Below are 15463 nucleotides of genomic sequence, written 5' to 3' on the forward strand. Positions count from 1 at the left end.
TTTCAATATTGATGCATTTCAATCATCAAAGCTTAACTTCAATATCAACACCACTGGGCAAATCAAGCTTCATAAGAGCATCTATCGTTTTGGCTGAAGGATTATAAATATCAATAATCCTCCTATGAGTCCGAGTTTCAAAATGCTCTCTAGAATCCTTATCAACATGAGGAGAACGCAAAACACAATAGATCTTTCGTTTTGTAGGAAGAGGTATAGGCCCTATTGCAGTGGCCGCAGTGTTATCTGCAGTTTCAATGATTTTTTCACAAGAAAGGTCTAGCATCCGCCTGTCAAAAGCCTTTAAGCGGATTCTTATCTTTTGCTGAGCGATTGCCGTTGACATAAGTTTAATTCCGTTGAATTACCTCTAATGAGGATTTGACAATGAATTTTCAAGATTCAAAAGGACTTCAGATGATCTAAAGCCCTTTAACAAGTTAACTGATGATAAGACAAAAAATATGTTATCAGTTATCTTTTATTTAATTATCTTGGAAACAACCCCTGCTCCAATTGTTCGGCCACCTTCACGAATAGCAAATCTCATTCCTTGTTCGATAGCAACAGGACAAATTAGTTCTCCTGTCATTTTAATATTGTCACCAGGCATAACCATTTCAACGTTACTTCCATCATCTGCTGTAAAAGCTGTGATTTGTCCAGTCACGTCAGTGGTACGAATATAGAACTGAGGTCTATAACCTGCAAAGAAAGGAGTATGTCTTCCACCCTCTTCTTTCTTAAGAACATAGACCTGGCCTTCAAATTGAGTATGAGGTGTAATAGAACCTTTTTTAACCAAAACCATTCCACGCTCAATATCTTCTTTTTGAATACCTCTAAGCAAAAGGCCTACATTGTCACCTGCCATACCTTCATCTAAAAGCTTACGGAACATCTCAACACCGGTAACGGTTGTTAGACGGGTATCTCTTATACCAACTATCTCAACCTCTTCTCCAACAGTTACTTTACCCCTTTCGATTCTTCCAGTTGCAACTGTACCTCTACCTGTAATTGAGAAAACATCCTCTACAGCCATCAAGAAAGGCTTATCAACCTCTCGCTCAGGCTCAGGTATAGATTCATCAACAGCATTCATTAACTCCTCTACTTTTCCCTCCCATTCAGCTTCACCTTCCAATGCCTTAAGTCCAGATACCTTAACAATTGGAACATCGTTAAAGCCATAACCTTCTAAAAGCTCGCCTATTTCCATCTCAACAAGTTCAATAATCTCAGGATCATCAACCATGTCACACTTATTCAGTGCAACAACTAAAGCAGGCACTCCAACCTGTTTTGCCAAAAGGATATGCTCCTTAGTTTGAGCCATAGGGCCATCAGTGGCAGCACAAACAAGGATTGCTCCATCCATCTGCGCAGCACCTGTGATCATATTTTTTACATAATCAGCATGGCCTGGACAGTCGACATGGGCATAGTGCCTGCCATCAGTCTCATATTCAACATGAGCTGTATTAATAGTGATACCGCGCTCTCTTTCTTCTGGAGCACCATCAATATCACCATAGTTTTGAGCTTGGGCTTGCCCTTTCTTAGCTAACACATTTGTGATAGCTGCGGTAAGGGTAGTTTTACCATGGTCAACATGTCCAATTGTCCCAATGTTGACATGTGGTTTGTTTCTTTCGAACTTCTCTCTGGCCATTTGTTTAAAGAATCAGTTTAATAATAGACGATTGGTGATGAAGATATCAGGAATTACCCTGATTCTTAGAGATGATTGCTTCAGCAACATTGCGAGGGACTTCCTCGTATTGACTAAACTCCATAGAAAATATACCTCGGCCTTGAGTCATAGATCTAAGTTGGGTGGCGTAACCGAACATTTCTGCCAAAGGAACCTTGGACTGAACTTTTGAAATTCCATCATCAATAGATTGACCTTCAACTTGACCCCTACGAGAAGAAAGATCTCCAATAATAGAACCTAAGAAATCTTCAGGCACCTCAACTTCTACTTTCATCATGGGTTCGAGTAGGACTGGATTGCATTTTTTAACTCCGTCTTTAAATGCCATTGAGCCAGCAATCTTAAAAGCCATTTCAGATGAATCAACATCATGGAAAGAACCGTCAACCATCGTTACTTTGACATCAATTAATGGATAACCCGCCAAGACGCCAGATTCACAAGTTTCTTTCATACCATTTGAAGCTGGTCCAATATATTCCTTAGGAACAACACCTCCAACAATTTTATTAACAAATTCAAACCCTGAGCCGGGTTCACCTGGTTCCATTTCAATAACAACATGACCATATTGTCCCTTTCCACCTGTCTGGCGAGCGTATTTCCCTTCTCCTTTTGAACTAGATCTGATTGTTTCTCTATAAGAAACCTGAGGTGCTCCAATATTTGCTTCAACTTTAAACTCACGAAGCATCCTATCGACAAGAATCTCCAAGTGCAATTCGCCCATTCCAGCTATAACTGTCTGATTTGTTTCTTGATCTGTACTAACCCTGAATGTTGGATCTTCCTCAGCTAAAGAAATCAAAGCCTTTGAAAGTTTTTCCATATCACCCTTAGTTTTAGGTTCAACAGCAACTGAAATAACTGGTTCAGGAACAAAAAGCGTCTCAAGGACAATGGGGTCATCTGTTGAACACAATGTGTCACCAGTGGTTGTATTTTTCAAACCAAGTACAGCACCTAAATCACCAGCACGTAATTGATCAACCTCCTCACGATCATCTGCCTTTAAAACTACTAATCTTGATATCCTTTCTTTCGTATCCTTAGTTGAATTGAGTACATAACTACCCTTTTCAAGAACACCTGAATACATTCTTACAAAAGTTAATTTCCCATATGGATCAGCCATTACTTTAAAAGCCAATGCACTAAAGGGGGCATTGTCTTCAGATGGTCTTACATCTTCCTTGCCATTTGGCAAAATGCCTTGAATAGGCGGAACATCTATCGGAGCAGGCAAATAATCAATAACAGCATCTAAAACCAACTGAACACCTTTATTTTTAAAAGCTGATCCACATAACATTGGGACAAGTCCATGTTTTAAGACACCTTCTCTAATACCTTTCTTCAACTGCTCAACTGATAATTCCCCATTATCAAGGAAACTTTCAATTAATTCTTCATCAGTCTCTGCAACAGTTTCCATTAATTTGCTTCGCCACTCAGCTGCCTCAGCTGCCATTTCAGAAGGGATATCAGTCTCTTCGATATCAGTTCCTAGATCATTTTTATATATATATGCTTTATTTCCAACTAGATCAATAATCCCACTTAAATTACCTTCTGAACCTATAGGAAGTTGAATTGGCACAGCATTTGCTTTAAGTCGATCTTTTATTTGTCCATAAACCTTTAAGAAATCAGCCCCTGTTCGATCCATCTTATTGACAAAGACCATTCGAGGCACTGTATAACGATCAGCTTGTCTCCAAACTGTCTCTGACTGTGGCTGAACTCCACCTACAGCGCAAAAAACCGCTATGACTCCATCCAGGACTCTCATAGATCTTTCAACTTCAATAGTGAAGTCGACGTGACCTGGAGTGTCAATAATGTTAACCCGATGTTCCTGCCAACTGGTTGAAATGGCAGCAGCTGTGATGGTTATGCCTCTTTCTCTTTCCTGGGCCATCCAATCTGTGACAGCAGCACCATCATGGACTTCACCAATTTTGTGAACAACACCTGAATAGAAAAGAATCCTTTCAGTTGTAGTGGTTTTTCCAGCATCAATATGTGCTGCAATACCAATATTCCTAACTCGTTCTAGGGGGAAGGCTCGAGCCACAGCTATTACTCCAGTTGCAAGATTTAAAAGCGGATGTGACTCTACAGGTCAACAGGTAAAAAGTGAATCTTTTAGAGGTTTTTATCTAAAAATCAATAACGATAATGAGCAAAAGCCTTATTTGCTTCAGCCATTTTATGGGTTTCCTCACGTTTACGTACTGCACTCCCAGCCTCATTTGCAGCATCCATTAACTCACCTGCAAGCTTGTGAGCCATACTTCTCCCATTTCTGGATCTGGAGAAATTGACAAGCCATCTTAAAGCCATTGCTGTGCCACGTTCCTGACGAACTTCCATAGGAACTTGATAAGTTGCACCCCCAACTCGCCTAGCCCTTACTTCAACGAGAGGAGTGGCATTCTTTATAGCTGTTTCAAAAAGCTCTATAGGATCTCCGCCAGTCCTTTCATTAATCAAACCAAAAGCTTGAGATAAAATCCTCTGAGCCGTGGACTTCTTTCCATGTTTCATTAATCTAGCAACCATCATCGTTGCCAAGCGATTATTAAATTGTGGGTCAGGTAAAACTGGCCTTTTCTCTGCGGCGTTTCGTCTTGACATAAGTTTAATTAATAATTTTTAGATAATTGAATTAGTTTTTGTTATGACTTTGGAGCCTTGGCGCCATATTTGGAGCGCGACTGTCGACGGTCTTTAACCCCAGCAGTGTCAAGGGTACCTCGAATTATGTGATAACGAACTCCTGGGAGATCTTTAACTCGCCCTCCACGGAGCAATACAACTGAGTGTTCTTGAAGATTGTGACCTATGCCAGGTATATAAGCAGTAACTTCAAAGCCAGAAGTAAGCCTAACCCTTGCTACTTTGCGTAAGGCAGAATTAGGTTTCTTAGGAGTAGATGTATAAACTCTTGTACAAACACCCCTTCTTTCAGGGCATGACTGCAATGCTGGCGACTTGGTTTTGCGAGTAAGACGCGAGCGCTCAGTTCTAATTAGCTGTTGAATGGTTGGCATCGAAGATTGACTCGGTCAGTAAGTTTTGGACCCGAATCCATAATCTTCTATTCTACAATCTAAAGTGCACGAAAAAGTTTTTTCCAAAAAGCATTTATCTGAAAACGAAGGTATTAAACAACAAAGACCTCAAAAAATTGATTTTTCACCTCTTCCGGTTGTAAATCTATTAATAAACCTCCATAGGATCATTTGATACCTATTGTGCTGTTTTCACTTAACTAAGGCGAATCTATCTAAAAGCTTGCTTGCATTCATGCTTAACGAACCACATATTGCTAATTTCCCATACTGTGATAGCAGTTCTCCAAAGGCCTTGGCGGGGGAAAGAGATGCTTGTGGAGTTGGTTTTTTAGCCCAAGTTGAAGGAAAAGCAAGTCATTGGATTTTAGAGCAAGCACTTCGAGGTTTGGAGTGTATGGAACACAGAGGAGGATGTGGAGGGGATAGTGATTCAGGGGATGGAGCGGGTATTCTATGCGCTATACCTTGGGGCTTTTTAGAGAAAGTTTGGCCTGAAGCGAATTGCTCTCACAAATCCACTGGATTAGGTATGGTTTTCATGCCAAATGACGAAGAGCTACGAGAAAAAGCTGAAATAATATTTGAAGAAGAAGCCGAAAAACTTTCATTAACTACAAAAGGATGGCGCAAAGTACCTGTCAATACTTCAGTTCTTGGCCCATTAGCTCAGACAACCGCACCTTTTATTGAGCAATGGCTTGTAGAAGGAATCCAAGAAGAGGAAAATCTTGAGAATTTATTATTCAGATTGAGAAAACGAATTCAAAAACGTCTTACTAAATCACTAAAAAATCTTGAAGAGAAACCTTATATTGCATCTTTAAGTACGAGGACAGTTGTATATAAAGGAATGGTCAGATCAACTGTCTTATCTGAATTCTATCAAGATCTCAAAGACACAAACTTTGAAGTTGCATTTGCTATTTATCATCGAAGGTTCAGCACTAATACTTTACCTCGTTGGCCACTATCACAACCAATGCGGTTGCTTGGACACAATGGAGAAATAAATACTCTCCTAGGTAATTTAAACTGGGCAAAAGCAACAGAAGTTCATCTAAAAGAAATTTGGGGAGAATCTGCACAAGATATAGAGCCAATCGTAAATCCTTCATTTAGTGATTCAGCTAATCTTGATGCAACACTTGAACTGCTAGTTCGAAGTGGAAGACCTATCACTGACAGCCTGCTTACCTTAGTCCCAGAAGCTTTTAGAGATCAACCAGAACTTGAACAACAACCAGAAATAAACTCATTTTACGAATATTCAGCATGTACTCAAGAAGCATGGGATGGTCCAGCCCTTCTTGTCTTCTCAGACGGATGTTTTATAGGAGCAACCCTAGACAGGAATGGTTTAAGGCCTGCCCGCTATTGCGTAACCAAGGACAATCTTGTGATCATGGGGTCTGAGACAGGTGTAGTTGAAATAGATGAGAGGGACATTATTGAAAAAGGAAGGTTAGGCCCTGGACAAATGTTGGCCGTTGATCTCAAAGAAGGAAGACTTTTGAAAAATTGGGAGGTTAAGCAAGAAGCTGCACATAGATACCCATATCAAGATTGGCTTTCGAAAAATAGCTCAACTCTAAGCAATCAGCCTTGGCTAAATAACACAAATTTGAATGATTTAGAGCTACTAACAAAACAAACTGCATTTGGATTCTCTGCAGAAGATCTAGAAATTATTATTGATGCCATGGCCAGTGGGGGGAAAGAGCCTACATACTGCATGGGAGATGATATTCCCCTTGCAATTCTTTCAAACAAACCCCATCTCTTATACGACTACTTCAAGCAAAGATTTGCTCAAGTAACCAACCCTCCTATTGATCCATTAAGAGAAAAGCTTGTTATGAGCTTAGAAATGCATCTGGGCAAAAGAGGTTCTTCATTAGTCCCAAAAGACAATTCATTTTCAGTAATTAATATTAATTCTCCTATTCTCAATGAAAATGATCTCATTGAACTAGGCAATAAAGACTTAAAAGTTAAAACAATATCCACCCTAATAAATATACAAGAAAATTTCCAAAGTCTTGAGCAAGCATTGCAGAACATATGTCTTGAGGCCGCTTCAGCAGTAAGAAATGGGATAAGATTACTAATACTTTCTGACCGAGGAATAAATGCAAATCAAACATATGTACCTCCTTTACTAGCTGTAGGAGCAGTACATCACTATTTGCTAGATCGAAAGCTCAGACTTGATGCATCAATAATTGTAGATACTGCTCAATGCTGGAGTACTCACCACGTAGCATGTCTTATTGGGTATGGAGCAAGTGCAATATGTCCCTGGTTAACATGGGAAACAACACGCCACTGGTGGGAAAGTCCCAAAACGCAAAAGCTAGTTGAAAGTAATAAGCTTCCAGGTTTAACGATCAATAAAGCTCAAGCAAACTTAAAACAAGCCTTAGAAGATGGACTACGCAAAATACTCTCAAAAATTGGAATTTCTCTTTTAGCCAGCTATCACGGTGCTCAAATTTTTGAAGCAGTAGGCATAGGAGCGGATATTATCAATATTGCTTTCAAAGGGACAACTAGCAGAATCGCTGGTTTAAGCCTTAAAGAATTAGCAAACGAAACGTTCTCATTTCATTCAAAGGCATATCCTGAACTTGATCGGAAAAAACTTGAGTTTTTTGGTTTTGTTCAATATCGCAGTGGGGGTGAATTTCACTTAAACAACCCCGCAATGTCTAAGGCATTGCATGCTGCAGTTAAAGCAGGTCCAGGTTACAACCACTTTGCAACCTATCAATCACTTCTTGAATCTAGACCACCTACTGCATTACGCGATTTGTTGACATTTCGCGAGAAGAAAAAGCCCGTTCCTATAGATCAAGTTGAAAGTGTGGAAAGCATCTGTACAAGATTTTGTACTGGTGGAATGAGCTTAGGAGCCCTTTCTAGAGAAGCCCATGAAGTTCTAGCAATAGCGATGAATAGAATTGGCGGGAAAAGCAATAGTGGTGAAGGAGGAGAGGATCCACAAAGGTTCAAGATTCTTGATGACGTAGACGAAGACAACCTCTCAGCCACATTGCCTAATCTCAAAGGCCTGCAAAATGGAGACACAGCTTGTTCTGCAATTAAACAAATAGCTTCAGGGAGATTTGGTGTTACACCTGAATATTTACGAAGTGGCAAACAGTTGGAAATCAAGGTTGCTCAAGGCGCAAAGCCAGGAGAAGGAGGGCAATTACCTGGTGCAAAAGTAGATGCATATATTGCAAAGCTAAGAAATAGCAAGCCTGGTGTCGCGCTCATTTCGCCTCCACCACATCACGATATCTATTCCATTGAAGATTTAGCTCAATTAATCCACGATCTGCATCAAATAAATCCAGAAGCAAAGGTCAGTGTAAAACTAGTAGCAGAAATAGGTATAGGAACCATTGCTGCAGGTGTAGCAAAAGCTAACGCTGATGTAATCCAAATTTCTGGTCACGATGGTGGAACTGGGGCCTCTCCTCTTAGTTCTATCAAACATGCTGGATTGCCTTGGGAATTAGGCCTAACAGAAGTACATAGATCTTTGTTAGAGAATGGCCTAAGAAATAGAGTCTTGCTTAGGGCGGATGGGGGCCTGAAAACCGGTTGGGACGTTGTTATTGCAGCTCTCCTTGGAGCTGAAGAATATGGCTTCGGTTCTATCGCCATGATCGCAGAAGGCTGCATCATGGCACGCATATGCCATACCAATAAATGTCCAGTAGGTGTCGCTACACAACAAGAAGCCTTAAGGAAACGTTTTCCAGGCCTTCCTGAACATGTAGTGAATTTCTTCTTATTTGTTGCAGAAGAAGTTAGGCAGATAATGAGCACCTTAGGTTTTTCTCGTTTAGAAGATCTAATTGGCAGAACAGAAATACTTCAATCTCGAAACCTTGATCTTACAAAAACAAAAAGGCTTGACCTATCTTCACTTCTAGCACCAATTCAAGAATCTGCTGACCGTTCATGGCTACTTCACAAACAAAGTCCTCATAGCAATGGTCAGATTTTAGAAAATCAACTTTTAGAAGACGAAGAGATTCTCAATGCAATAATTAATCATGGGAATGTATCCCGCAAAATACCAATAGTTAATACTGATCGCAGTGTATGTGCTCGAATATCTGGCAATATTGCTCAATCATATGGTAACAATGGTTTCCAAGGGAGTCTTGCAATAACTTTTACGGGAGCATCTGGGCAAAGTTTCGGGGCATTTTTGTTACAGGGCATGCATATTCACTTAATCGGAGAAGCTAATGATTATGTAGGGAAAGGAATGAATGGAGGAAGAATTACCATAGTTCCACCAAGAAATAATGAGGATGCATCAAATCAAGTAATCCTAGGCAACACATGTTTATATGGGGGAACGGGCGGCAAGTTATTTGCACTTGGGAAAGCTGGGGAGCGCTTTGCAGTAAGGAATAGCGGAGTAAAAGCAGTTGTAGAGGGCACTGGAGATCATTGCTGTGAATACATGACTGGTGGAATAGTTGTTGTACTTGGATCTACAGGTAGAAATGTTGGCGCTGGAATGACTGGTGGAATCACCTTCTTATTAGATGAAGATGAGCAAGTTGGGCGTCTAGTAAATAAAGAGATTGTAGACATTTCTCCTTTAGCAAATAAGAAGCAAGAAGATATTTTAAGGCCCTTAATTCACGAGCATTGGTTACAAACAAAAAGTTATAAAGCAGAAAAGATAATAAAAGATTGGGAGACTGCAAAAAAGCTATTTAAGCTTTTAGTCCCCCCAAGCGAAAAAGAGAAGGTTGGCTTATGAAATATCAAAGGTTTTTAGAATGATCAATGCCTCTTTTTATTAAGACTGAAAAGTTTAAAAAAGAAACTCTTGATTTGATTCCAGAAAAACGAAGTCAATTCATTCAAGCTCACATGCGATGGGCTGCAAAATTAAAAGATACTGGAAAAAAAGTAGCTTCAGGCTATTTAATAAATGATCTTGGCCATCCTGGAGGCGGAGGATTTCTTATTTTAGAAGCTAATGATTTCAACGAAGCAAAACTAATTGTGATGAATGATCCAATGATTAAGAATCACTTGGTGGAATGGGAAATTCATCAATGGGTTCCCGTTATTGGTGAACTATTAAATAAAATCAACGAGGATAATCCTTCATAAGCCTCCGAACTTCCCCTGCGTGATAACTACTGCGCGTTAAAGGAGAGCTAACTACCTGCAAGAAGTCAAAACGCATCTCTCCCTCTTGTCTGTATTGATTAAACTGTGAGGGAGTCACAAATCTATCTACAGGCAAATGTTTGGGGCCTGGAGAAAGGTACTGACCTATTGTCACAATATCTACATTGTTATCATGCAAGTCTGAAAGTACGCTCATTACCTCATCATCCGTTTCTCCAAGGCCAACCATTAACCCTGACTTTGCATATATCTTTGAAGCTTCTTCTCTAACACGAAGTAATAATTCCAATGAACGTTGATAAACCCCCTGAGGTCTAGCTCTCTTATAAAGTCTTGGGACTGTTTCTATATTGTGATTTAACACATCTGGAGAGGCTGCTATCACTTTACTTAAAGCATCCCAATTCCCGCAGAAATCAGGTATTAATAATTCAATAGTTGTTCCTGGCGAGCTAACTCTCACTTCATTAATGCACTTGACAAATTGACTTGCACCGCCATCTTTTAAATCATCACGGTTCACAGAAGTAATCACGACATGGTTCAAGCCAAGCCTTTTGACAGCTTCTCCAAGACGTTCTGGCTCAGAAGGGTCAAGGCCACGAACACTTTTATCAAAATCAATATCGCAATATGGACATGCTCTGGTACAGCCAGGACCCATTATCAAAAAAGTTGCAGTTCCTCCTGCAAAACATTCACCAATATTAGGGCAACTAGCTTCTTGACAAACAGTATTTAAATTTAAATCCGACAACAAATCTGCAACTCGTCCAATACGTTCGGTTTGCGGAGCCTTAACCCTTAACCATTCTGGTTTATGAGTGTTCATTATCGTAATAAAACAAATTTCTCAAGAATTGATAGCTCGTTTAAACATTGATCAAATTTTTATAGAAGTAATTCCATATTCAAGGAAATACATATAAGTTTTTTGAAGAAAAGCTTTTTGTGAATTGTTAATCAAGCTAATACCCTCTAGGAGTTACTACATATTCATCTTGAAAAAAACTAGTCGTATTTCCAACCAATATTAATGAAAGCATATCAACTCTATCAACAGGGAAATTGCCAAGTGTATGAACTTCAATTTTTTCATCTGATCTACCCAGTTGCCGAGCAAAGACAACTGGGGTAGAAGGTGCTCTGCTTTCAAGAATGACATCCAACGCTTTTTTCAATTGCCAATCTCGATCTTTAGACCTGGGGTTATAGAAGGCAATGACAAAATCAGATATGGAAGCAGATTGAATCCGAGTTAGAATTTTTGCCCATGAAGTTAAGCAATCACTAAGACTAATTGCACAAAAATCATTCATCAAAGGAGCACCGATTCTTGCTGCAGCCATCTGAAGGGAGCTAATACCAGGATGAACCTTGAATTCTGGTCTATCCGATTTTGGCTTTTCCAACCAAAGCTCCAAAGCCAACCCAGCCATCCCATAAATTCCACTATCTCCTGAAGAAACTAGAGCTACTCTTATGCCTTGAGTAGCTAGTTCTAATGCCTCCAAACATCTTGCACGCTCATTGGTCAGATCACTATCAATACGAACCTGATCACACCTCCTAAATGATTCAAGCAAGTCCAAATATCTTTTATATCCAATCCATATTGCACATCTCGAGAGTGCAAAACGAGAATCATGAGTTAAAAAGCTTAGTTCACCAGGTCCGCTTCCTACCAAATGAAGCTCTCCTCTAGAAGGAGAGAAAGGTTTCATTGATTGAGCAATTGCAATAGTTACAGCTCCTTTTTCACCCTTTTCTGATCTGTAAATATGTTTCTCATATTTCAGAGTTCCATTTTCTCCTGCAGCCAAAATTGATGCAGATTCTGCAACAGAAGATGTACCTATTTCTGCTTGAACTATCTCTGAAGGATTAGGAACATCGATTAATAAAAGTTCCTTAGCACTAAAGAAACGTAGAGGTAAAGACTCCTTTTTCTGAAAGTATCTTATAGAAGCCTCATCTGATTTAATATCAATAGTTGCAAGTCCAGCAATAGACTCTTTGGCTAGTCCAGCCTCATTCAAAGATTCTTTTATAGATCGTTCTATAAGATTTTGACTTGTATTTCTTTCACAACCAATTCCAATCCACAAAGTAGCGGGATGCCAACAACATTTATCTAATTCTTCTGAACAAATATTAATCAGTGGTGATTGCGTAAAATGTTTTCCATTTTTCAAAAACTGACATGCTTTAGCTGCCCCTTCAGAAAGGCTCCATAAATTCGAACCTGCAGTTTGCTCAAAAGTTATTTTGCTTCCATTGCTTAAGCTAATCATTGCATCATTCCAATCTGCATTATCACCTGTTCGCTTCCAACCCCAAGCATATCCAAAACTATCAATAGCAAGAACTTTCTCTGTTCTAGAAAACCCTGTAAAAACAGCCTTTCCTCCAAGGTCTTGAGCCAACTGACAAGATAGTTCTTCGGCCCCACCCTTATGTCCTCCCAATATAGGGACTATATTTTGTGCTTTTGCATCAAGGACAACAACTGCAGGATCACTTTCTTTATCAGTTAATAAAGGAGCAATAATTCGAATTACTGCTCCAAGTGCACCAATAACAACAAAAGTCGTTTTAGAACTCCAAAATCTTCGAAAAACTTTTTCTGGTTTATCAACTATGACTTCTTCAGAAGCTAAATCGAGCTTGGAAGAAGCACCTGGAGTTAATGCAAGGGTTTTTACATGACCACGGGATTTAAGCCTCTTCATTAGGTCATAAGAAGAAGAGGAAAAGCCAATAGCAATTCGGTCGCTAGGTTTCAATGAGGAAAAAATCTGCCTGGTTTGTAAAGAATTTGAGAATGTCTCGTTGATATAAAAATTACTTTTTATTCACAACTAGATTTTAGTAATTCCATCAATCGTGACAATCTTGCATAGCAAAACCCAGTTCAGCACTAAATTTAGCTTATTAAGAAGAAGGCATTGAGAAATTTTAATCTCAAGAAAAACAAATTACGTGGGTAGAACATTTGTTACTTGAATACGTAGTAACTGGCTCTCGGATCTATGCTTCCTAAATCAGATCCTTTTAATAGGGATCCTTTCCTCAATAATGAAATAGAGGCAACTCTGTTTCTTTGTTGAAAATAAGGTGGCCTGCCACCTAGAACCCATTCCTCGAGGAAGAATCTCGATGACCATAAGCCCACCAAAACGTGGGGATAAAGCAAAAGGGGAAGCACCCACCCCTTATGACCAGCCTGTCGATAGGGATCATCAACCTATTGATTACGAAAAACTCAACAAACCTGGGTTCTGGTCTTCCAAGCTTTCTAAAGGTCCCAAAACCACAACATGGATTTGGAACCTCCACGCTGACGCTCACGATTTTGACACTCATCTAGGTGATCTAGAAGAGACAAGTAGAAAGATCTTTTCTGCTCACTTTGGACATTTAGCAGTTGTCTTTATTTGGATGAGTGCTGCTTTCTTTCATGGTGCACGATTCTCTAACTACAGCGGCTGGCTAGCTGACCCTACACACGTAAAGCCTGGGGCTCAGGTTGTTTGGCCAGTTGTAGGTCAAGAAATGCTTAATGCTGATCTAGGCGGCAACTATCACGGTCTGCAAATCACATCTGGGATTTTCCAAATGTGGCGAGCTTGGGGCATTACCAGTGAAGTGCAACTAATGGCTTTAGCCATTGGTGGTGTGATTATGGCTGCTTTAATGCTTCATGGAGGCATTTATCATTACCATAAGGCTGCTCCGAAACTTGAATGGTTTCAAAAAATTGAACCAATGCTTCAACACCATCAGATTGCTCTGATCGGTTTAGGTTCAATTGCATGGGCTGGACACCTAATTCATATTGGTGCACCTGTTGCAGCAATGCTTGATGCAATTGATGCAGGAACGCCTCTCGTAGTTGATGGAGTAACAATTGCTTCAGCTGCAGACGTAACTAATCTTGCACCAAGACTTTGTGACCCTTCTGTTGCAAGTCAGATTTTCCCTAGTCTTGCAGGAAGAACAGTAGAAAACTTCTTCACTCTTAACTGGTGGGCATTTAGCGATATTCTTACCAACAAAGGTGGTCTAAATCCTGTTACAGGAAGCCTTTGGATGACAGATATCTCTCATCACCATCTTGCCTTTGGAGTATTTGCCATCTTTGGCGGACATATGTGGAGAAACAATGTTCATGGTGTTGGGCATAGCATGAAAGAGATTATGGACGTCCATAAAGGTGATCCAATTCTTTTCCCTGCACCAAAAGGTCATCAAGGCATCTTTGAGTTCCTTAGCAATAGCTGGCATGGTCAATTAAGCATCAACCTTGCAATGGTTGGATCCGCAAGCATTGTTCTTGCGCATCACATGTATGCTTTACCCCCATATCCATATATCGCAATTGACTATCCTACGGTTCTAGGATTATTCACTCATCACATGTGGATTGGTGGCCTGTTTATTTGTGGAGCAGCTGCTCATGCAGGCATTGCAATGATTAGAGATTATGATCCAGCAGTACATATAGATAATGTTCTTGATCGAATACTTAAAGCCAGAGATGCAATTATCAGTCACTTGAATTGGGTTTGCATGTGGCTTGGTTTCCATAGTTTTGGCCTTTACATTCATAACGATGTAATGCGAGCACTTGGAAGACCTCAAGATATGTTTAGTGATACAGGTATTCAATTACAGCCTTTCTTAGCTCAATGGGTTCAAAATCTCCAACAAAGTGCTGTAGGTACAGCCGATGTTGTAGGAGCAGGTAACTTACCTGGAAGTGTCCTGAGCGAAGTTTTCAATGGAAATGTAGTTGAAGTTGGTGGAAAAGTTGCTATTGGACCAATCCCACTAGGAACTGCCGACTTGATGATCCATCACGTTCATGCTTTTACTATTCATGTAACTCTTTTGATTCTTCTTAAGGGTGTTCTATATGCAAGAAGCTCAAGACTAATTCCTGATAAAGCTCAACTTGGTTTCCGTTTCCCTTGCGATGGTCCAGGCAGAGGAGGCACCTGTCAGGTTTCTTCTTGGGACCATGTATTCCTAGGCCTATTCTGGATGTACAACAGTCTTTCTGTTGTTATCTTCCATTTCTCATGGAAAATGCAGAGTGATGTATGGGGCCTTACTGGTGGAAACTTTGCTCAAAGTTCAATTACCATTAATGGATGGCTTCGTGACTTCCTTTGGGCACAGTCATCACAGGTCTTAACAAGCTATGGGCAACCAATCAGCATGTATGGCCTGATGTTCCTAGGCGCTCATTTCGTATGGGCCTTCAGTTTAATGTTCCTATTCAGTGGCAGAGGCTACTGGCAGGAACTTTTTGAGTCCATAATTTGGGCACATAATAAGTTAAAAGTTGCACCAACTATTCAGCCACGCGCTCTCTCAATCACTCAGGGTCGTGCAGTTGGTGTTGCTCACTTCCTTCTAGGTGGAATTGCTACCACCTGGGCTTTCTTCCACGCCCGCCTTATTGGGCTCGGCTAACCTTTCCTGA

The 15463-nt window shown here is 40.2% G+C and carries 10 protein-coding genes; 3 read left to right on the plus strand and 7 right to left on the minus strand.

Annotated elements, in window-relative coordinates; all coding sequences use genetic code 11:
- Positions 1–25 precede the first annotated feature (25 nt).
- The 5 genes from rpsJ to rpsL all read right to left on the minus strand — a co-directional run bounded on the left by rpsJ (position 26) and on the right by rpsL (position 4776).
- Entirely contained in the window at positions 26–346 is a 321-nt protein-coding gene (rpsJ, locus tag EV07_RS07995) for a 30S ribosomal protein S10 (protein WP_036900594.1), read from the minus strand.
- A 135-nt stretch (positions 347–481) separates the two neighbouring features.
- Positions 482–1675 (minus strand): elongation factor Tu, encoded by a 1194-nt coding sequence (gene tuf, locus EV07_RS08000; protein ID WP_036919262.1) that lies wholly within the window; start codon positions 1673–1675, stop codon positions 482–484.
- A 46-nt stretch (positions 1676–1721) separates the two neighbouring features.
- A complete protein-coding gene (fusA, locus tag EV07_RS08005) occupies positions 1722–3797 on the minus strand; it encodes an elongation factor G (RefSeq protein ID WP_036919264.1) in 2076 nt (691 codons plus the stop codon).
- A 92-nt stretch (positions 3798–3889) separates the two neighbouring features.
- Complete coding sequence (gene rpsG, locus EV07_RS08010; protein WP_036919266.1) at positions 3890–4360, minus strand: 30S ribosomal protein S7; 471 nt, start codon at positions 4358–4360, stop codon at positions 3890–3892.
- Between the two features lie 41 nt (positions 4361–4401).
- Entirely contained in the window at positions 4402–4776 is a 375-nt protein-coding gene (gene rpsL, locus EV07_RS08015) for a 30S ribosomal protein S12 (RefSeq protein ID WP_036919267.1), read from the minus strand.
- A gap of 256 nt (positions 4777–5032) precedes the next feature.
- Here rpsL and gltB point away from each other — a divergent pair, with 256 nt between their 5' ends.
- Both gltB and EV07_RS08025 read left to right on the plus strand, forming a co-directional pair.
- Entirely contained in the window at positions 5033–9592 is a 4560-nt protein-coding gene (gltB, locus tag EV07_RS08020) for a glutamate synthase large subunit (protein WP_036919270.1), read from the plus strand.
- Positions 9593–9618: 26 nt separating this feature from the next.
- The gene (locus EV07_RS08025; protein WP_036919273.1) at positions 9619–9951 is read left to right on the plus strand and encodes a YciI family protein; all 333 of its coding nucleotides are present in this window, start codon (positions 9619–9621) and stop codon (positions 9949–9951) included.
- Here EV07_RS08025 and lipA read toward each other — a convergent pair.
- Positions 9929–10804 (minus strand): lipoyl synthase, encoded by an 876-nt coding sequence (gene lipA, locus EV07_RS08030; protein WP_036919275.1) that lies wholly within the window; start codon positions 10802–10804, stop codon positions 9929–9931. The genes EV07_RS08025 and lipA overlap by 23 nt on opposite strands.
- Positions 10805–10940: 136 nt before the next feature.
- Positions 10941–12758: a precorrin-3B C(17)-methyltransferase gene (gene cobJ, locus EV07_RS08035; RefSeq protein WP_342626393.1), complete on the minus strand. Its 1818-nt coding sequence runs from the start codon at positions 12756–12758 to the stop codon at positions 10941–10943.
- A gap of 373 nt (positions 12759–13131) precedes the next feature.
- Between cobJ and psaA the strand changes: the two genes are divergently transcribed.
- Complete coding sequence (gene psaA / locus EV07_RS08040; protein WP_036919278.1) at positions 13132–15453, plus strand: photosystem I core protein PsaA; 2322 nt, start codon at positions 13132–13134, stop codon at positions 15451–15453.
- Positions 15454–15463 lie beyond the last annotated feature (10 nt).

The organism is Prochlorococcus sp. MIT 0603 (genome assembly GCF_000760215.1).
Classification (GTDB): Bacteria; Cyanobacteriota; Cyanobacteriia; order PCC-6307; family Cyanobiaceae; genus Prochlorococcus_E.